The sequence below is a fragment of the Serratia sp. CoH_134_PS_4 genome (assembly GCF_058190535.1).
The window spans coordinates 15048-33498 of sequence record NZ_JBXWKI010000020.1 but is presented as its reverse complement, the minus strand read 5'-3'; the positions used below and the strand labels follow the sequence as shown (position 1 = coordinate 33498).

At 53.9% G+C, this 18451-nt stretch carries 18 protein-coding genes; 7 read left to right on the top strand and 11 right to left on the bottom strand.

The window, feature by feature from the left end; translation table 11 throughout:
• Positions 1-5: 5 nt before the first annotated feature.
• From AC2FCQ_RS22835 to AC2FCQ_RS22820, 4 genes are all read right to left on the bottom strand, one after another.
• Positions 6-1193 carry an amino acid aminotransferase gene (locus AC2FCQ_RS22835; RefSeq protein ID WP_490309016.1) on the bottom strand — a complete coding sequence of 396 codons (1188 nt, stop codon included), beginning with the start codon at positions 1191-1193 and terminating at the stop codon, positions 6-8.
• Between the two features lie 116 nt (positions 1194-1309).
• Positions 1310-1684, bottom strand: coding sequence for a RidA family protein (locus AC2FCQ_RS22830; RefSeq protein WP_490309015.1), 375 nt, complete (start codon positions 1682-1684; stop codon positions 1310-1312).
• A gap of 3 nt (positions 1685-1687) precedes the next feature.
• A complete protein-coding gene (locus tag AC2FCQ_RS22825; RefSeq protein ID WP_490309013.1) occupies positions 1688-2482 on the bottom strand; it encodes an alpha/beta hydrolase in 795 nt (264 codons plus the stop codon).
• A 158-nt stretch (positions 2483-2640) separates the two neighbouring features.
• On the bottom strand, positions 2641-3543 hold the full coding sequence (locus AC2FCQ_RS22820) for a LysR family transcriptional regulator (protein WP_209635744.1): 903 nt from the start codon (positions 3541-3543) through the stop codon (positions 2641-2643).
• A gap of 98 nt (positions 3544-3641) precedes the next feature.
• On the opposite strand from AC2FCQ_RS22820, the gene AC2FCQ_RS22815 reads away from it, so the two are divergent.
• A complete protein-coding gene (locus AC2FCQ_RS22815) occupies positions 3642-4259 on the top strand; it encodes a glutathione S-transferase (RefSeq protein ID WP_404759320.1) in 618 nt (205 codons plus the stop codon).
• Positions 4260-4262: 3 nt separating this feature from the next.
• Complete coding sequence (locus AC2FCQ_RS22810; protein WP_490309012.1) at positions 4263-5177, top strand: pyridoxamine 5'-phosphate oxidase family protein; 915 nt, start codon at positions 4263-4265, stop codon at positions 5175-5177.
• 34 nt (positions 5178-5211) lie between these two features.
• On the opposite strand, the gene AC2FCQ_RS22805 is transcribed toward AC2FCQ_RS22810, so the two are convergent.
• Positions 5212-5430, bottom strand: a complete 219-nt coding sequence (locus AC2FCQ_RS22805) for a glycogen synthesis protein (RefSeq protein ID WP_209635750.1) — start codon at positions 5428-5430, stop codon at positions 5212-5214.
• 277 nt (positions 5431-5707) lie between these two features.
• On the opposite strand from AC2FCQ_RS22805, the gene gabD reads away from it, so the two are divergent.
• Together gabD and AC2FCQ_RS22795 are read left to right on the top strand one after the other, a co-directional pair.
• The gene (gene gabD / locus AC2FCQ_RS22800) at positions 5708-7183 is read left to right on the top strand and encodes an NADP-dependent succinate-semialdehyde dehydrogenase (RefSeq protein ID WP_265554040.1); all 1476 of its coding nucleotides are present in this window, start codon (positions 5708-5710) and stop codon (positions 7181-7183) included.
• Between the two features lie 70 nt (positions 7184-7253).
• Entirely contained in the window at positions 7254-7622 is a 369-nt protein-coding gene (locus AC2FCQ_RS22795) for a glyoxalase superfamily protein (protein WP_490309011.1), read from the top strand.
• A 21-nt stretch (positions 7623-7643) separates the two neighbouring features.
• On the opposite strand, the gene AC2FCQ_RS22790 is transcribed toward AC2FCQ_RS22795, so the two are convergent.
• Positions 7644-8039: a (R)-mandelonitrile lyase gene (locus tag AC2FCQ_RS22790; RefSeq protein ID WP_490309010.1), complete on the bottom strand. Its 396-nt coding sequence runs from the start codon at positions 8037-8039 to the stop codon at positions 7644-7646.
• A gap of 336 nt (positions 8040-8375) precedes the next feature.
• Positions 8376-9365, bottom strand: coding sequence for an aldo/keto reductase (locus AC2FCQ_RS22785; RefSeq protein ID WP_490309009.1), 990 nt, complete (start codon positions 9363-9365; stop codon positions 8376-8378).
• A 465-nt stretch (positions 9366-9830) separates the two neighbouring features.
• Between AC2FCQ_RS22785 and AC2FCQ_RS22780 the strand changes: the two genes are divergently transcribed.
• Both AC2FCQ_RS22780 and AC2FCQ_RS22775 read left to right on the top strand, forming a co-directional pair.
• A complete protein-coding gene (locus tag AC2FCQ_RS22780; RefSeq protein WP_490309008.1) occupies positions 9831-12206 on the top strand; it encodes a glucose/quinate/shikimate family membrane-bound PQQ-dependent dehydrogenase in 2376 nt (791 codons plus the stop codon).
• A 321-nt stretch (positions 12207-12527) separates the two neighbouring features.
• Entirely contained in the window at positions 12528-12722 is a 195-nt protein-coding gene (locus AC2FCQ_RS22775) for a hypothetical protein (protein WP_209635763.1), read from the top strand.
• Between the two features lie 6 nt (positions 12723-12728).
• On the opposite strand, the gene AC2FCQ_RS22770 is transcribed toward AC2FCQ_RS22775, so the two are convergent.
• Positions 12729-13985 carry an MFS transporter gene (locus AC2FCQ_RS22770; protein ID WP_490309007.1) on the bottom strand — a complete coding sequence of 419 codons (1257 nt, stop codon included), beginning with the start codon at positions 13983-13985 and terminating at the stop codon, positions 12729-12731.
• A gap of 81 nt (positions 13986-14066) precedes the next feature.
• Positions 14067-15374: an alpha-glucosidase/alpha-galactosidase gene (locus tag AC2FCQ_RS22765; protein ID WP_490309006.1), complete on the bottom strand. Its 1308-nt coding sequence runs from the start codon at positions 15372-15374 to the stop codon at positions 14067-14069.
• A gap of 199 nt (positions 15375-15573) precedes the next feature.
• Between AC2FCQ_RS22765 and AC2FCQ_RS22760 the strand changes: the two genes are divergently transcribed.
• Entirely contained in the window at positions 15574-16413 is an 840-nt protein-coding gene (locus AC2FCQ_RS22760; protein ID WP_490309005.1) for an AraC family transcriptional regulator, read from the top strand.
• Between the two features lie 3 nt (positions 16414-16416).
• Here AC2FCQ_RS22760 and AC2FCQ_RS22755 read toward each other — a convergent pair whose 3' ends face one another.
• Both AC2FCQ_RS22755 and gspS read right to left on the bottom strand, forming a co-directional pair.
• A complete protein-coding gene (locus AC2FCQ_RS22755) occupies positions 16417-17868 on the bottom strand; it encodes an EmmdR/YeeO family multidrug/toxin efflux MATE transporter (protein ID WP_404759309.1) in 1452 nt (483 codons plus the stop codon).
• Between the two features lie 144 nt (positions 17869-18012).
• A complete protein-coding gene (gspS, locus tag AC2FCQ_RS22750; RefSeq protein WP_265554069.1) occupies positions 18013-18411 on the bottom strand; it encodes a type II secretion system pilot lipoprotein GspS in 399 nt (132 codons plus the stop codon).
• Between the last annotated feature and the right edge of the window lie 40 nt (positions 18412-18451).

Here is an 18451-nt window from a genome sequence, read left to right as displayed (position 1 = left end):
CTTATTCACGCAGTACGGGTGACATCCAGAATGGCGGCAGTAACGTAGTCGACATTATTTTGATTCAGGCCAGGCAGGCACATACGACCAGGCGCCACCAGATAAATGGCATAGTGTTGCCGTAACCGCTCAAGTTGCGCTTGGTTCAGGCCGGTGTAGCTGAACATGCCTTTCTGATCGCGGATACGGCGGTAGTCCAACTGCGAACCGCCCTGTTCCAGTCCCGTAGACAGGATTTGCCGCATCTGTTTGATACGCTGCCGCATGCCGGCCAGTTCGTCTTCCCACTGTTGCCGCAAGGTTTCGTCCGCCAGCAGCGTTTCCACAATCTGGCTACCGTGAATCGGGGGACACGAGTAACTGCGGCGGATCAGCGTTTTCAGCGCGCCTTTAACGTTCGCCGCACTCTCTGGGCTGGCACAACGTACTGAAAGCCCACCCAGTCGCTGGCCATATAACGCGACATTCTTTGAAAACGAGTTAGCAACCAAGAATGCCAGATCGGTTTTCAGTGCTTCGCGCAGGGCAAAACAGTCTTCTTCCAGGCCGTCACCAAAGCCCTGATAGGCAATATCAAAAAACGGCAACAGGCGACGACGCTGTAACACCTCAAGGGTGGCCCGCCACTGCGCCTGGCTAAGATCGGTACCGGTTGGGTTATGACAACACGGGTGTAAAAGCACCACGCTGCCTTCTGGCAGGCTATTGAGCGTGTCCAGCATGGCGTCAAAGCGCAGACCGCCGTTCACCTCATCAAAGTACGGATAGGTATGTACCTTCAGCCCAGCGCCTTCAAAAATAGCCCAATGGTTCGCCCAGGTCGGATCCGACACCCAAATATCGTGGCGGGACAGGTAGTGATGAATAAAATCCGCCGCCAGCTTCAGAGCGCCAGAACCGCCAACGCTCTGCACCGTGGTGATTGACGATGATGCCTGCTCACCAAATAACAATGCCTGAACCTGCTGGGCAAACAGCGCCGAGCCTTCGATCGGCGGATAACCGTGTGAGCGGCGCTGGTCGAGCAAGCGCCTTTCGGCCGCCTCAACCGCCTGCATCAGCGGGATTTTGCCCTGCCGATCGTAATAAAGACCAATACCCAGATTCACTTTCTGTGTATTTTCGTCCTGCAAATAAGCTTCCATCAACGACATAATAGGATCGGGCGCAGAGCGGCCAATGTGATTAAACATAGCGATTCCTTAACTCATTATTTAATGAATTCTCAGGTGAACTTACTCAAGAATATATCTCATGCATTTAACGGTGCGACTCACTGAACAGCACCGTCAAATGTTATTGCGATAGGTTATTCATCGACGGCACTCACCGTTATTTCTATTTTCATTCCTGGCACCACCAATTTATCTACAATCACCGTTGAGCGATTGGGATAAGGGTAATTAAAATAGTTCTTATAGATTTCATCGAGTAATTTAACGTCATTCACATCGGTGAGATAAACCATAACCTGCAAGACATTGTCGCTTTGGCTATTTGCCGCCTTCAGCGTCTGTGCAAGATTATCGAATGTCAGGGTAATCTGTTTTTCCGGCGCGCCTGTTTCTATCGTGCCGTCGGACCTCACCGGGCCATGGGCGGTGAACAACATGCCGCCACCTTTGGTCGCCCAGGAAAAAGGTTGGCCAATCTCCGGCAGGCCCGTGTCGATGATAGTGCGCATGGTTTATTTCCCCGTGGTGATTAACTGGCGGATCAGTGCCCCATCCCTGGCGAACAACGAATCCAGCACGTTGTAATGGTTCGCACCGGCAACCGGAACCAGGCTGACGGGCAGGTGTTTTTCATGCAGTGCCGTGTAATAGTGCTGCGACTGGCCAATCAGTTCCGGCAACTCTGCGTCGCCATAAAATAACGTCATGGGCTTTATACATTCAGGAATATGACGCGCCGGGCTCAGCCGGGCAATTTGCTGTGGGGTCAGCTGTAATTGCCGGTTAACATAAGTGTTTAACAAAGGCGCCAGTTCGAAAATACCGCTGATGGGCAACACCACATCGACGACCTCATGATGCTGCCAAAAGCTTGCCAGATGCCCGCCCGCAGAATGCCCACACAGATAAACCGGCGCTGAATTATCCTGCCCCAGCCGTTGTTGAACGGCACTCAGTGCGGCCCCCGTTTGCCGGCAAATATCGTCTAACGTGGCGTAAGGTGCCAGTGTATATTCCAGCAGCACAACATCAAAACCCAACGACAGGGGCATGTCGGCAATAAAAGCAAAATCATCTTTATTACAAAATTGCCAATAGCCGCCATGAATAAATATTAATGTGCCTTTATGCGCCTTGTCGGAATATAACCAATCGAAAACGTCCCGTGGAGAATTGCCGTAGGCAATATTACGCTCACTACGTACTTGGCGATAAACTTCCTGACTTCGTGTTTGAAACGACGTCAGGATCTCATCTTCATTGTCCACCGAAGCGCTGTTATCGTAATCCCCTGGAACAAGTTTCATATATTAAACTTCGTTTATTATTTAAGATATGCGTTAACTATTAGCACCGGGAATAATATTGTCAAGAAGGGAACAACAGCAATGCGGGTCGGGTAATATAAATCTTTTTGGCCGCCCAATAAGTTTAACCAGTGAAACTTATTGGGTCGTGGCCTTTATTATTCTACCGGTTGAATGTGCGCTAATTGGCTGAGTTCTTGCCAGGCATAATCCCAAAATGTGCGTACCTTTAGCGGCATTCTCTGTACGTTCTGAGCCACCAATTGCACCGGCATTGGCAAGGGTTCATAGGCCGGCAATAGACGCACCAGCGTACCCGCCGCCAAATCGTCCGCAACCTGGTACGACAACAGCCGGGCGATGCCTTTGCCTGCGCGCACCGCCAATAACTGCGTTTCAACCTCGTTAAGCAGCAAGCGCGGCGTCAAGCGCACCCGCTCGCCATTTTCCTGTGGGCCAAAGCGCCATTCACGCAGCGACGCCCGTTGGGTACCGACGATGGTGTCATGATCCGCCAGTTGCGCCGGTTCTTGAGGTTCCCCGCGCCGTGCCAAATAAGCCGGGCTGGCGACCGTAACCCTGGAGACCTGCCCCAGCCGCCGCGCCACCCGTGAAGAATCTTGCAGATGCCCGATGCGTATTGCCACATCCAGCCCTTCATCGATCAAGTCCAGATTGCGATCGTTGAGCACCAGCTCAATCTGCATCTGAGGATAGCGGTCGAGAAAGGCCATCACCACCGGTGCCACATGCTTGCGCCCAAACTGCACCGGCGATGTGATCCGCAACAGGCCCGTGAGCTGAGTATCCGCCGTGTCTAACACGGCAGCCTGATATTCATGCAGCAATACCTGTGCGCGTTCCATCAGGCGTAACCCCGCCTCGGTTGGTGCCAGCCGCCGGGTGGTGCGCTCAACCAACCGGGCGCCCAAGCGCTGCTCCAGTGAGGCAATGGCCCGGGTGATCGCCGGTGCGGAACGCCGTAGCTTGCGCCCGGCAGCGGCGAGGCTACCCTGCTGGATCACCGCAACAAAGATCGCCAGTTCGTCCAACCGATCCATAGATTGTTCCATAAAGTGAAATTATCAATTTCCACATTGCCGGATTTCGCTCGCTGTCTGCAAGAGTATGCTGATAATAATTGTTGAGGAGCCTTACCATGCAAAAACTGAAACTTTACGGTACCCCGCTTTCCGGCCATGTTCACCGTGTGGCGCTGCTATTGCGGATGCTTGATCTGCCGTATGAATTTATCGAGGCCGGGGCGGAGGTGCGTCAGAGCGAGCAGTTTCGCCGCCTGAACCCTTTTGGCCAGATCCCCGTACTGGAAGATGGCGCCCAGGTGCTGGCCGACAGTAATGCCATTCTGGTGTATCTGGTCAAATGCTACGCCCCGGACAGCCATTGGCTGCCGGAATCCCCCTTCGCGGCGGCTCAGGTGCAAGAATGGTTATCCAAAGCCGCCGGAGAAGTACGCTATGGGCCAGCGTCAAGCCGTTTGATCGCGCAATTCTCTGCGCCAGAGGATTATCAGAGTGCACTGGCGGTCGCCGCCCGTTTTCTGCCACAGATGGAACAGCATCTGACCGACCGTGAGTTTCTGGCAACTGATAATGCCACTATTGCCGATCTGGCCTGCTACAGCTATGTCGCGGTGGCCCCGGAGGGCGGCATTGCTCTGACCCCCTATCCCGCGATTCAACGCTGGGTGGCACGTATCGCTGCGCTGCCCGGTTTCTTCGCCATGCCAACGCTGCCGGAACCCGGCAAGAGGTAACGGATGAGCCAACCGGTGTTTCATCCCGACGAGCTGCGCGCCCAGACGTTAGCCGGGTTTGATCGGGTGAGTGGCGGCATTTACCCCAGCATGCCAGAGCAGCATCGCGCGTTTTTCGCTGCCCTGCCTTATCTGTTCGTCGCCACACTGGACAACCAAGATTGGCCAGTGGCAACACTGTTCTGCGGCCCGCCCGGTTTCCTGCGCACGCCGGACAACGGCCACCTGCGCATCAGCGCCCCTCGGCGAAGTGACGATCCCGCGCAGGCTGCGTTGGAAACGGGTAAAGCGGTGGGTGCGTTGGGGTTGGACTTCAGCAACCGGCGTCGTAACCGCGTCAACGGTATTATTGGACGCACCGACAAGAACCGTATTGAGATCGACGTCAGACAGAGTTTTGGTAACTGCCCGCAGTATATTCAACGGCGTGAGCTGTATCCGGTAAGCGGCTCACCTACGTCGATTGAACAGCTCCTGACATTGGACGCGTCCGCTGAAAGGTTAATCCGCCAGGCTGATACCTGTTTTGTCGCCAGTTGCGCCCACACCACGCTGGCACAAGGTGGGGTCGATATCTCCCACCGCGGTGGTAAACCGGGTTTTATTTATTTGGCGGGTAATACCCTGTGGATACCCGATTTTCGTGGCAACCGGTATATGAATACGCTGGGTAATCTGCTTGCGGAGCCGCGTGCGGCATTGTTGTTTGTCGATTTTGAGCATGGGGATATTTTGCACCTGCAAGGGGAAACCCACATTCTCTGGCAAACGGAAATTGGGCACGCCGTAGTGGGCGCTGAACGCTATTGGCGTTTCGATATACGCAGTGCATGGCGCTTTTCTCAGGCTCTGCCGTGGCGCGGCCGCAATCTGGAGTATTCACCGGCAACGCTGAATACCGGGGTATGGCCGGTATAAAAAACCCCGCTCTGGCGGGGTCGGTTGAGATCGTTTAGACGCTGTGTTCTAAGGTCGAAGCCGCCTGATAAAGCTGGCGGAAATAATTCAAACGTTCAAAGAACAAACGGCTTTGAGACTCAGACATATTGCCGGCCACGTTCTCGGCGTCAATCTCCCGTCCCTGCCACTCCATCAATGCAATGCTTGAAGCCAAAAAATCCATATTACTGCCGCTATGGACTGCAAGGTGCCGATTCACTGAAGTCATCATTCTGCACACTCCTTTTATCCCCTTCGCCTTTCACGTTGCCGCGTTGGTGACTACAGCGTGAAATTCCCAGGGTATGGTCATTTCAAAAAGGGTCATAGACTTGCTAATGTCAGTATCGTCTCGAACGCGGGCGTTTTTTGTACAGAAGGTGCTCAAGGCAATAAATTGATTTCTTGCCACGGATGGGGCAAATGAAGCCGGGAAAGTTTGCTAGGGTAAAGGGTAGCCGTTTGGGATAGGTCACCCTGTGTTGAATTCTGAAAAAGGAAGATAACCGATGAGCAATCACTTCTCTGCCACCCTCAAAGATGCCTCACTGTTCCGCGAAGCCAACTATATCGATGGGCAATGGCTGCCGGTCAAAGATGACCAGAGTATCAAGATCCACAATCCCGCAACCGGTGAATTGATCGGCCAGGTACCGGCTTTGGGTGCCAGGGAAACAGCACGGGCGATTGCCGCCGCCAAGAAAGCCCAGCCAGCCTGGCGTGCGCTGACCGCCAAAGAACGCGCCGGTAAGCTGCGCCGCCTGTTTGAACTGATGATGGAAAATCAGGACGATCTGGCTCGAATCATGACCGCCGAACAGGGTAAACCGCTGGCCGAAAGCCGCGGTGAGATTGCCTATGCGGCGTCCTTTATTGAGTGGTTTGCCGAAGAAGGCAAACGCGTTTACGGCGATACCATCCCGCAACCCCAGCCCGGCCGCCGCATTATCGTGCAGAAAGAACCGATTGGGGTTTTCGCCGCCATTACACCCTGGAACTTTCCTGCTGCCATGATCACCCGCAAGGCCGGTCCCGGTTGGGCGGCAGGCTGCACCGGCGTGATCCGCCCTGCCAGCCAAACGCCATTCTCGGCACTGGCCATTGCGGTACTGGCCGAACGCGCGGGGTTACCGGCGGGGGTCTGCAACGTGATTACCGGCCCAAGCCAGGCCATCGGTGCAGAGCTGACCGCCAACCCAGACGTGCGCAAGCTTTCGTTTACCGGCAGTACTGAGGTGGGCGCACAGTTGCTGGCACAGTGTGCGCCTACGATCAAAAAGACCAGTATGGAACTGGGTGGCAATGCGCCATTTATCGTGTTTGACGATGCCGATCTGGATGCCGCTGTCATCGGCGCCGTGGCCTCTAAATACCGTAATGCCGGCCAGACCTGCGTGTGCACCAACCGTTTCCTGGTACAGGACGGCATTTATGATGCCTTTGCTGAAAAGCTGAAAACCGCGGTAGAAAAACTGAAAGTCGGTAACGGCATGGACGATGGCGTGACCATCGGGCCCTTGATTAACTCTGCTGCCGTCGAAAAAGTCAGTGAACATATCGCTGACGCGGTGCAGCACGGCGCATCGGTTTTGTTGGGGGGAAAACCGCATGCCTTGGGCAAAAACTTCTTTTTGCCCACCATCCTGACCGACGTGCCGCGTCAGGCCAAAATCTTCCATGAAGAGACCTTTGGCCCGGTAGCGCCATTGATCCGCTTTGAACATGAAGCCGAGGCCATTGAGCTGGCTAACGATACGCCATTTGGCCTGGCATCATACTTCTACAGCCGTGATATTGGCCGCGTGATGCGCGTCGCAGAAGCTTTGGAATACGGTATCGTCGGCATCAATGAAGGGTTGATCTCCACCGAGGTCGCGCCGTTCGGCGGGGTCAAAAGCTCCGGCTTGGGGCGTGAAGGGTCAAAATACGGCATCGAGGACTATCTTGAGATTAAGTACCTGTGCCTCGGTGGGCTAGACAGCTAACCACCTGATGTGATGATACGGCCCGTATAATACGGGGCGTATCATCATTGCAAATTAAGAGAGATGAATAATGGAATTCTCCGCCGCCGTCCCTATTCTTCGGATCTTCTCGGTAGCAAAAGCCAAGGAGTTTTATCTGGATTTTCTCGGCTTTACGCTCGATTGGGAGCATCGCTTCAGCGAAGATCTGCCGCTGTACGCACAAGTCTCTCGCTCTGGCCTCACCCTGCATCTCAGCGAACACCACGGTGACAGCACGCCGGGTTCTGCGGTGTTTATCCCCACGGATGACATCGACGCATTACACCGGGAACTGTCGGCCAAACAGTATCGCTATGCCAGACCTGGGGTTGAAAAGGTTGATTGGGGGAAAGAGTTAAACATCACAGACCCCTTCGGCAACCGCCTGCGTTTTTGTGAGCAGATAAGCAACAGCTGACGGCCTCTCTGCGCGCAGGCGTCACTTCTGATACTGTGCGTCACTGACCTTTTCCATCCAGTCAACCGGGCTGCCGTTAAGTGACTCAGCGATTGCAATATGGGTCATGGCAGTATCCGGTGTCGCGCCGTGCCAGTGTTTGACGTCTTCCGGGATCCAAACAATATCGCCCTGATTCATTTCCTGGATCTCGTCACCCCATACCTGGATCCAGCCTCGCCCTTGGGTAACAATCAGCGTTTGTCCAAGTGGATGCGTGTGCCAGGCGGTACGTGCTCCTGGCTCAAAGGTCACAGTCGCGCCGCCGATGCGGGCCGGTGCGCTGCCGGCAAATGGCGCGTCAATACGCACTTTGCCGGTGAAATAATCCTCTGGACCTGGACGAGAAGGTTGGGAACCGCTGCGTTGAATTTTCACGTATTTCTCCATTTCGGTAAAAGCTGCCAACGCTAACATATACCCTAAATAATTCGGGTTGCAGGCAGGAAGGCGGCAACTGAGTGAGTCCCGATGAACTTACCCAGGTGAGAAAGGCAGCCAACACACCTGCAGCTTGAAGCATGACGGGCATGGACAGAATAATTGTAGAAGCTGCGCGTCATTTCACCGGATAACGCCTAAAGCGGGATGAAATGCGCAAGGACCTATGGCCTAAAACCCCAGCCGTCGGCAGCACACTGCGGCCTTCGCCCTACGGGTAGACGCGCCAACCCTGAATTCCCCGCTGCAAACAGCTGCGGCAGGGGGCCACTTTCAACGCCCGACGTTCTGTTGCAAATGTGCAGGATAACGGGCGCCCTGCACCTCAATGGCGGCAAGTGCCCCCTCGATGCTGCGCAGTTCATCCACGTTCAACGTTATCGCCACTGCCCCCAGGTTCTCTTGCAGGCGATGCTGCTTGGTGGTCCCTGGAATAGGAACAATCCACGGATGTTGCGCCAGCAACCAGGCCAACGCAATTTGGGCTGAAGTTACCCCTTTTTGCTGCGCGATTTGCCCCAGGACATCCACCAGCACCTGGTTAGCTTTACGTGCCTCCGCGCTGAAACGCGGCACAATATTGCGGAAGTCACCGCTGTCAAAGGCAGTATTTTCATTAATCGCCCCGGTCAGGAAACCTTTCCCCAGCGGGCTAAAGGGCACAAAACCGATGCCCAACTCGTGCAACGTCGGTAAGATTTCTTGCTCCGGCTCGCGCCACCACAGCGAATATTCACTTTGCAATGCCGTCACCGGCTGTACGGCATGGGCACGGCGAATGGTTTGCGCCCCGGCCTCTGACAAACCAAAATGCTTCACTTTCCCTTCCTGGATCAAGGTCTTCACAGTACCGGCAACGTCTTCAATCGGGACGTTGGGATCGACCCGATGCTGGTAAAGCAGGTCGATCGTTTCAATATTCAGACGTTTCAGTGACCCTTCCACCGCCTGACGGATATGCTCCGGCCGGCTATTGAGCACCTGTTTGCCATCCGGCTGGGGCAGTTCAAAACCAAATTTGGTGGCGATCACGACGCGATCACGCACCGGAGCTAACGCTTCGCCGACCAGTGTCTCATTGGTGAAGGGCCCATATACTTCAGCGGTATCGAAAAAGGTCACGCCCTGATCCACTGCCGCACGAATCAACGCGATCCCCTGCTGTTTATCCGTCGCCGGGCCATAGCCAAAACTCAGCCCCATGCAGCCTAAACCCAACGCCGAGACGTCTAAACCACTGCTACCCAGTTTACGTTTTTGCATTTTTGCCTCCAAAAGTGTCACGCTGGCCACCGCTCACGCCGCGGCAAACAAAGTGTGATTACTGTAGGAGGACGGTCGGCAAATGACTATGGGTTAACTGTGCTTGAGCCTATGAGCTGCATTCATAAAACCAACAAATAATCGCAAAAACAGCACAAGGTATGTAACTAAAGAGTAACAGTTAGAGTAACCTAGCCGCGCTTCAGGCGGTGCTGACTCCCCCGTTTAAGGGCGTTGTCGAACGCTGTGCCTGATTCAGTCTTGTTTTGGTTTTAACCTCGATTTTAGAATTTCTTCAATCATCCAAAACTGTCCTCTCCATTTTTGCTGTCAATGCCGATTGGCGTTGGTGATGAGGGAGGTTGCCGAACATACGGGACGGATTTTTAGGGAGAAACCGCGTGTTTTTTTGGATATGGCTTAATCTCTAAATCGGGGACTTTTCATTTTGGTAAGGATAATACTATGCAAAATAAAGCATCATTGTCGCCGCTCATCATCATCACGGCGCTGTTTGCCGCGTTGAGTGGGCTCTATCTGCTGGGAGGCGGCATCTGGCTGGCCAAACTCGGCGGTTCACTGTACTACATCATCGCCGGCCTGGTTTTGCTGGTTACCGCCTGGCTGCTGGCTCGTCGCCGCGCCACCGCACTGCTGCTGTATGCCGTGTTTTTACTCGGCACCACAATTTGGGCACTGTGGGAGGTCGGCCCGGACTTCTGGGCGCTGACGCCACGGCTGGACGTCACCTTCTTCTTCGGCCTGTGGCTGGTGTTACCGTTTATCTATCACAAGCTAATCGCGAACGGCAAATTGGCCTACAGCGCTCTGAGCATTGCGCTGGTGTTCACCGTCGCGGTACTGGCCTATGCCGTATTTAACGATCCGCAAGAGATCAACGGCACCCTTGAGCCTGCGCAGGTGAAAGCAGAACCCCAGGCGTCTGACGCCGATTGGCCTGCCTATGGCCGGACGCAGGAAGGTACGCGTTATTCCCCTCTGAGCCAGATCAACGACAAAAACGTAGGCCAGCTCAAAGAAGCCTGGACCTTCCAAACCGGCGATCTGAAAACCGCTAACGATCCAGGGGAAATCACCAACGAAGTCACCCCGATTAAAATCCGCGATACGCTCTACCTGTGTACACCTCACCAGAAGCTGTTTGCACTGGATGCGGCCACCGGTAAGCAGAAGTGGAAATTTGATCCTCAGTTGAACTTCAACCCGACCTTCCAGCACATCACCTGTCGCGGTGTTTCTTATCATGAAACCACCGCAGCAGCAGGTTCAACAACTGATGCTTCACCGGCAATGTGCGCACGACGCATTTTCCTGCCAGTGAACGACGGGCGCCTGTTTGCCCTGGATGCCGAAACCGGTAAGCCTTGTGCCGACTTCGCCAATAACGGCGAGCTCAACCTGCAAAGCAATATGCCGTATGCGACGCCAGGCCATTATGAGCCGACGTCTCCGCCCGTGATCACCGACAAGGTGATCGTGGTCAGCGGTGCCGTAACCGACAACTATTCAACCCGCGAGCCGTCCGGCGTGATCCGCGGATTTGACGTCAACAGCGGCAAACTGCTGTGGGCATTTGATCCGGGTGCCAAAGACCCTAACGCGATTCCAGCAGACGAGCATCACTTTACCCCGAACTCACCTAACTCATGGGCACCTGCTGCTTATGATGCCAAGCTGGATATTGTCTACCTGCCAATGGGCGTAGCAACACCGGACATCTGGGGCGGTAACCGCACACCAGAGATGGAACGCTATGCCAGTGGCCTGCTGGCGCTGAATGCCTCAACCGGCAAACTGGTCTGGTTCTATCAAACCGTGCACCACGATCTGTGGGATATGGACGTACCGGCCCAGCCAACGCTGGCGGATATTACCGACAAGAGCGGCAATAAGGTGCCGGTCATCTACGTACCGACCAAAACCGGTAACATCTTCGTACTGAACCGCACCAACGGTGAACTGGTGGTACCGGCCCCCGAAAAACCAGTGCCACAAGGCCCGGCCAAGGGCGACCGTTTGTCACCCACTCAGCCTTTCTCTGAGCTGACCTTCCGCCCTGAGAAAAAACTGACTGGCGCGGACATGTGGGGGGCGACCATTTACGACCAACTGGTTTGCCGCGTGATGTTCCACAGCCTGCGTTATGAGGGCACTTTCACACCGCCTTCAGAACAAGGTACGTTGGTATTCCCAGGTAACCTCGGCATGTTCGAATGGGGCGGTTTGTCTGTCGATACCGATCGTCAGGTCGCGATTGCCAACCCTATCGCACTGCCATTTGTGTCAAAACTGATCCCGCGTGGCCCAGGCAACCCCATTGAACCGCCAGCCGGCGACAAGGGCGGCAGCGGCACTGAGGCAGGCGTTCAACCACAGTATGGCGTGCCGTTCGGCGTCACATTGAATCCGTTCCTGTCACCGTTTGGCCTGCCGTGCAAACAGCCAGCCTGGGGGTATATTTCTGCTGTAGACCTGAAGACCAACGACATCGTGTGGAAAAAGCGCATCGGTACCGTGCGCGACAGCTCTCCGCTGCCGCTGCCGTTCAAGATGGGTATGCCAATGTTGGGTGGCCCTGTCTCTACCGCGGGTAACCTGTTCTTTATTGGCGCGACAGCAGACAACTATCTGCGCGCTTTCAGCGTGACCAACGGTGAAAAACTGTGGGAAGCGCGGTTGCCGGCCGGTGGCCAGGCAACGCCAATGACGTATGAGGTTAATGGTAAGCAATACGTGGTCATTTCAGCAGGCGGTCATGGCTCGTTCGGCACCAAGCTGGGTGACTATATCGTCGCTTATGCCTTGCCTGATGCGAAATAATCGTCGACAGTAGTTCTATCACGGAGCACGCCGCCAGGCGTGCTCCGTCACCGTAAACATCCCCCAACGCATTTCCTTTCCGGCGTAACCCTCTGCAATAAAATTTCACTCTATGTATTGATAATGATTATCATTCGCAATATTATGGTTCCGTTGGCCTCGGCAGTGGCCGACAATCATCTCTACATTACAGGCAGTAGACGGGTGGCCGCCCTCGGGCGGCCCCATTCGGAGGCACATGATCGAACACAGCAGTCGGCAACCACTCAACGTCACACCAGCACAAGTGACGCACATCCACCACAGCATGGAGAATACCCTATGAGCCAACAGCCACTGACCGCCATGCTGATGCTGGTTTATGTGCTGCTGATGGTGCCGGCACTGTTCGCAATCGACAACCGCTTGAGCACAAGCCGCTGGGGCCAGAGTCGTCTTATGCGCAAGACGGTACAAACCGGATTTATCATTGCTCTGACGCTGCTGTTTTTCAGCATCATGACGTTATTGTATTGATTAAGGTTAACTTACCGCCACGGGCAACGCCCCCTCTTCCTTCACCACCACCACTCTGCTACTCAAGGTAAAGGCTGAAATTAGCGTAAACAGCAATGCGATGCAGCCGAGGATCAGATAAGAGGTTTTAAAACCGTAATTAACGTACATCAGACCCGCGGCATAGGACATGCCGATGGCCGAAAGTTGCTTGAAGAAGCAAAAACCCCACAGATAAATCGATGCCGAGAGGTTAACGTTAAACTGTGTCGTGATGTATTTGAAAATACCCACCAACAGGAAGGGAACCTCAAACATATGCAGGGTTTTGAGGAAAATCACCGCCGTCACCGAATCCGCCTGGGACGAACCGATAATCCGCACAGACATTATCACCCCGGCTATCAGCAACGCATTCTTGCCGCCAATGCGGTTGATGATCAAGGGGGCAAAAAACATGATAAAGGCATTAAGAAATTCGCCCAAGGTGGTTACATAGCCAAACGCCTGAGTCCCCGCGTGGCGATCGCTGAAAAACGATGTGAAGAAGTTGGCGAACTGTTGATCAAACACGTCATACACACAGGCTACCCCGACGATATACATCACGAGGCACCAGAACTTACGCATCTTCAGCAGGCTCAGCGCCGCTTTTAATTTGATGGGTTTGCTGTTCAACGCCAAACCCTCTGCGACCGCCAGCGTGTTGCCCTGCTCGGGTTTAAACAAATAAAGCAGACCGGCCAACACCAGCGCAAAGCTCGACGCCAACCAAAACGCAAACTGATTGTTAATCGTGAACATATAGCCGACGATCGACGCGCAAATCGCCCAGCCGATGCAGCCAAATAAGCGTGCGCGGCCATACTCAAATTGGCTGCGCCGGCTCACTTTCTCGATATAGGCTTCAATCGCCGGCGATCCTCCGCTGCAGACCAATCCCAGGTAAATACCGCACAACACCGCCCCGAGCACAAAATTGGTTTGCAGCAGCGGCGAGAACACGTAGATAAACAACGGTGCCAGAAACAGCAGCAGAAAGATGATCATCCACAACAGATGTTTTTTCAGGCCAAACTTGTCGGTGACAAAACCAAAAATGGGTTGGAATACCAGGGCAAACAGCGCCATACAGGCGAACACCAGTCCGGTTTGCTGTTGATCGAGCTGGTTAACGTCATGCAACCAAATCGGAAAGAACGGCAGCACCGCCCCCATGATAAAGAAATAGAAAAAACAGAAGGCACCAAAGATCCAAAAGTTCTTGTTTTTCAAATAAAACATGGCTCACCATCCCATTTATGACGGCGCAGGAAGCCCTGCGCCTTGTGCGTTTTGAGGAGGTAATACGGGGTAGTTCAGCGATCAGTGGTAAGCGGGTAGCCAATTGCCGTGGGCTTCAATCAGCTCATCGCAAAGTTTACGAATATCATCAATCGACAGCTCGGCAGAAGTGTGTGGATCCAGCAGTGCTGCATGGTAAATCGCCTCACGTTTATGCGTCACCGCAGCTTCGATCGTCAACAGTTGGGTATTGATATTGGTGCGGTTGAGCGCGGCCAGTTGCTCCGGTAAATGACCGACGTAGCATGGCGTGACCCCCTGCCCATCGACCAGGCAAGGCACTTCGACACAGGCCTCTGCCGGTAAATTGGTAATCAAACCGGTATTAAGCACATTGCCGCCAATCTTGTAAGGGCGATCGGTTTCCATTGCTTCAATGATGTAAGAGGCATACTCATGGGTACGCGTGTGAGTTAGGTTGGCGTCATGGGTCAGCGCCAGCTTACGTTGCTGCCATTGTTCGATCTGCTCAATACAGCGGCGCGGGTACTCGTCGAGAGGAATGTTAAAGCGCTCAATCAGTTCTGGGTAATGGCGTTTAATCCAATAGGGCATGTACTCCGCGTTATGCTCGGAAGATTCGGTAACGTAATAGCCGAAGGTTTTCATGATTTCATGGCGCACCATATCATCATGCTTGCCCTGTAACGCATTGGCGCGACGTTTAATTTCTGGGTACAAATCCTCGCCGTGGCGACGAACATCCAGCAGCCATGCCATATGGTTAATGCCCGCGATGTGGAACTGCACATCATCGGTCGGCATATCCACGCTTTTCAGCAGCGTTTCCGCGCAAACCTGCACGCTGTGACACAAGCCCACCGTTTTCACCCCCGTATGACGCAGCATGGCACCAGTTAAAGACGCCATCGGGTTGGTGTAGTTCAGCAACCAGGCATCTGGACAAACCGCTTCAATATCCCGAGCAAAATCAAACATGACCGGAATGGTGCGCAGTGCGCGGAAGATCCCACCTATTCCCAGGGTATCGGCAATGGTCTGCTGCAAGCCGTACTTTCTCGCAATGGTAAAGTCGGTGATCGTGCAAGGATCATAACCACCGACCTGAATGGCATTCACCACATAGTTGGCATTTTTCAAGGCCGTACGGCGATTTTCAACCCCGAGATAAGGAGTGATCTTCGCCCTGCCGCCATTAATATTGCGATTGATATTGTTCAGCATAGCGAATGATTCGCTAAGGCGCGCACTGTCAATGTCATACAGCGCAATGTCCACTTCCTTCAATGCCGGCGTCGCCATGATGTCGCCGAGTACGTTCTTGGCGAAGATGGTGCTGCCTGCGCCCATAAATGTCACTTTAATCATCGTATTTCTCCGCTGCACGTGTTTTCGATAGGCTGAAATTACCCTGCAACACCTGAACGATATATGGATAAATGTGACCGTGTTATGGCGAAAAATGACGCACCGCAAAAACTGTGAGCCAGGTCTGGATCTGGAGCGCATTTCACTGGGTTGCCGCAACGACACTGCTACAGTGGGGAAAAAACAGGAGCCATAGCGGATGCACAAGAGTTTTACGTTGAGTCGCACTGACAACATCGAACTGAATCTGTACCAGTATGGTGAGGAAAATTGTGACAAGGGGCACAGCTTTGGGCCTGCGGTACGCCAGCACTATTTATTTCATTATGTGATAAGTGGCACCGGTGTACTGAGCACTGAATACGGCTCATTTCCCGTGGTTGCCGGCGAAGGTTTTTTGATCCACCCGCACGACGTAACCACCTATCGCGCCGACAAAAAAGATCCCTGGCACTACATGTGGCTGGAGGTCGACGGGCTGGTTGCCGGCAAAATTTTTGAAGAGTGCCGCCTGAGCCGCCAATTTCCGATCTATCACCCGCGTCAAAGTGAAGACTCCTTACTGGCACTGCGTTATCTGCGACAACTGGTTAGTCATGGCGATGAACACAGGCTAAAGACGCTCGGCCTGAGCTACCTGTTTTTTTCTGCGCTGATCGATAACGCACTGCAAGGCGGCGGCGAGCTCCCAAGCGACAAACTGCAGCACCTGCATAAGGCGGTTAAACTCATTGAAAACCGCTACCATGAACAGCTTACCATTGAACGCTTGGCCGCCTACTGCAACATCAACCGCAGTTACCTGTGTCGGCTGTTTAAAAACGCTTACGGTATCGGGCCAAAGGCGTATTTACTTAACTTCCGCATGAATATCGCCGCCAGCCTGCTGCGTAATAGCCAGACGGCAATCAAAGTGGTGGGAATTTCTGTCGGTTATGAAAATCAACTGCACTTTTCCAAAGCCTTCAAGCAGGTTCACGGCGTGTCACCGGCCAAATGGCGGCAGGACAATAATCAGCCAGGGCCGACTGACAGCTAAGGGTCACTTCACGACGGTTTTTTCTTCAGTGACGCCCGGTTTTATGCGCGGATACTTCCACAACCAGCGCCCACTGACCATACGCCAGTAGAACAACGCACCGCGTACCGCCCAATCCATAAACATCCCCAACCAGACGCCAACAACGCCCATGCCCAACATAATGCCCAGCGTATAACCGGCAACCACACGGCAGCCCCACATGCCCAACATGGACACCCACATGGCAAAACGGGCATCGCGCGCCCCTTTCAAACCGGCGGGCAATACCCACGAAGCCGCCCAGATAGGCATAAAGGCAGCGTTAAGCCAGAGCAATACCTTTACCACCTCCTTCACGTCATCTTGTTGTGTATAAAACGAGGCGAATATCCCCGCCAAAGGTGCCGTGCCCCAGGCGATCACCGTTAACCCAATCGTCGCCAGCCAGAAAATGTGACGCAGTTGCCTTTCCGCTTGAGCTATCTGCCCTTTCCCCAGGCGTTTTCCCACAATAATGGTCGACGCCGACCCCAGGGCATTGCCCGGCAGGTTGATCAACGAGGCGACAGAGAAAGCGATAAAATTGCCGGCGATCACGTTGGTACCCATACCGGCGACAAACATTTGAGTCAGTAACTTGCCCCCGTTAAACAACACCGACTCGATGCTGGCAGGAATACCGATCCCCAACACCTCCCAGAGGATATTGAGTTTTAAGGGGGTAAAGTAACTTTTCAGTGTGATGTGCAGCGCCGGGTTAAAACCGATCATCAGGACGTAAATAATCGCAATAGCGCCAAGATAACGGGAGATGGTCAGCCCTAACCCCGCGCCGATAAAGCCTAGGCCGTGCCAGCCCAGCATGCCGTAAATCAGTATGCTGCTGATGATAATATTCAGGATATTCATGCCGCCGTTAATCAGCAGCGGGATTTTGGTATTCCCGGCACCACGCAGCGCACCGCTGCCAATCAGTGCAATGGCCGCAGCGGGATAACTCCATACCGTCGTTTGTAGATAAGACAGTGCCAGCGCCTTTACCTCTGGCGTGGCGGCACCGGCGATCACATCAATAATCTGCTCGCCCGCCAAATGAATCCCCGCAGCCAACCCCAAGGCAACCAGGGTCATCAACACCAGCGATTGACGTGCCGCCGCGCGCGCTCTTCTACGATCCCGCTTGCCAAGGCTGAAGGCCACTACCACCGTCGTCCCCAGGTCCACTGCGGCAAAGAACGAGATAATCACCATGTTGAAGCTGTCGGCCAGCCCCACCCCGGCCATCGCCTCCTTGCCGATCCAACTCACCAGAAAGGTGCTTAATACCCCCATCAGCAGGACACAGGCGTTCTCCATAAAGATCGGCACCGCCAGCGGCGTGATCTCACGCCAAAACAGCACGCGGTAGCTTTTCCGTTTGCCATACCAGGGGGTGTTTTCTACGCGCTGACGCAGGGCGACATATGGGTTCAAGATCGGCTCATGAGATAAAAGTGAAACAACATTTCAAATAATGAGCGACAGATCGTTATCCTGCAAAGAATTTTTTGAGAATGCGCCAAGAATTGGGAATAGGCTGATACGCAGCACGCCACACCGGCATGCATCAGGCACGCACTACTCCATATAGTCCTCCTGATCGGACTTCGCTGCGGCAATAAAGTTTGCGGTGCGATTCTCCATCACAGTGCATTTATCCGTCAGCAACTGACGATCCTCCAGCACAGCCAGATAACGTGCCTGGGCCATTGCCGGTAATTGCTGATAGCCCGCTGCATGGGTATCCCAGCCGCGATGCTCCGCTACCCGCATCGCTGTACGTTGTAATTTTACATCGTCAGGAATGTCCGAACGGTGGCAATTTTGTCGCAGGAAATGGCTACCGGCCAGCATCGTAGAAAGCTGATCCAACTGCGCTTGCAGCGGTGGCACCGGTTTATGCGCCTTTTGCTGGCAACCGGCGATCAATAACAATGCCGCAGCGCCAACCATTGATGTGCGTAACAGTGCAAACATAGTGATTACCCGCAAAAAAAGTGATGATTAAATGATAGTA

Excerpts from the sequence above, each read along its gene's own strand:
- AC2FCQ_RS22835 (WP_490309016.1), bottom strand. The coding sequence starts at position 1,193 with ATGTTTAATCACATTGGCCGCTCTGCGCCCGATCCTATTATGTCGTTG.
- AC2FCQ_RS22830 (WP_490309015.1), bottom strand. The coding sequence starts at position 1,684 with ATGCGCACTATCATCGACACGGGCCTGCCGGAGATTGGCCAACCTTTT.
- AC2FCQ_RS22825 (WP_490309013.1), bottom strand. The coding sequence starts at position 2,482 with ATGAAACTTGTTCCAGGGGATTACGATAACAGCGCTTCGGTGGACAAT.
- AC2FCQ_RS22820 (WP_209635744.1), bottom strand. The coding sequence starts at position 3,543 with ATGGATCGGTTGGACGAACTGGCGATCTTTGTTGCGGTGATCCAGCAG.
- AC2FCQ_RS22815 (WP_404759320.1), top strand. The coding sequence starts at position 3,642 with ATGCAAAAACTGAAACTTTACGGTACCCCGCTTTCCGGCCATGTTCAC.
- AC2FCQ_RS22810 (WP_490309012.1), top strand. The coding sequence starts at position 4,263 with ATGAGCCAACCGGTGTTTCATCCCGACGAGCTGCGCGCCCAGACGTTA.
- AC2FCQ_RS22805 (WP_209635750.1), bottom strand. The coding sequence starts at position 5,430 with ATGATGACTTCAGTGAATCGGCACCTTGCAGTCCATAGCGGCAGTAAT.
- gabD (WP_265554040.1), top strand. The coding sequence starts at position 5,708 with ATGAGCAATCACTTCTCTGCCACCCTCAAAGATGCCTCACTGTTCCGC.
- AC2FCQ_RS22795 (WP_490309011.1), top strand. The coding sequence starts at position 7,254 with ATGGAATTCTCCGCCGCCGTCCCTATTCTTCGGATCTTCTCGGTAGCA.
- AC2FCQ_RS22785 (WP_490309009.1), bottom strand. The coding sequence starts at position 9,365 with ATGCAAAAACGTAAACTGGGTAGCAGTGGTTTAGACGTCTCGGCGTTG.
- AC2FCQ_RS22780 (WP_490309008.1), top strand. The coding sequence starts at position 9,831 with ATGCAAAATAAAGCATCATTGTCGCCGCTCATCATCATCACGGCGCTG.
- AC2FCQ_RS22775 (WP_209635763.1), top strand. The coding sequence starts at position 12,528 with ATGAGCCAACAGCCACTGACCGCCATGCTGATGCTGGTTTATGTGCTG.
- AC2FCQ_RS22770 (WP_490309007.1), bottom strand. The coding sequence starts at position 13,985 with ATGTTTTATTTGAAAAACAAGAACTTTTGGATCTTTGGTGCCTTCTGT.
- AC2FCQ_RS22765 (WP_490309006.1), bottom strand. The coding sequence starts at position 15,374 with ATGATTAAAGTGACATTTATGGGCGCAGGCAGCACCATCTTCGCCAAG.
- AC2FCQ_RS22760 (WP_490309005.1), top strand. The coding sequence starts at position 15,574 with ATGCACAAGAGTTTTACGTTGAGTCGCACTGACAACATCGAACTGAAT.
- gspS (WP_265554069.1), bottom strand. The coding sequence starts at position 18,411 with ATGTTTGCACTGTTACGCACATCAATGGTTGGCGCTGCGGCATTGTTA.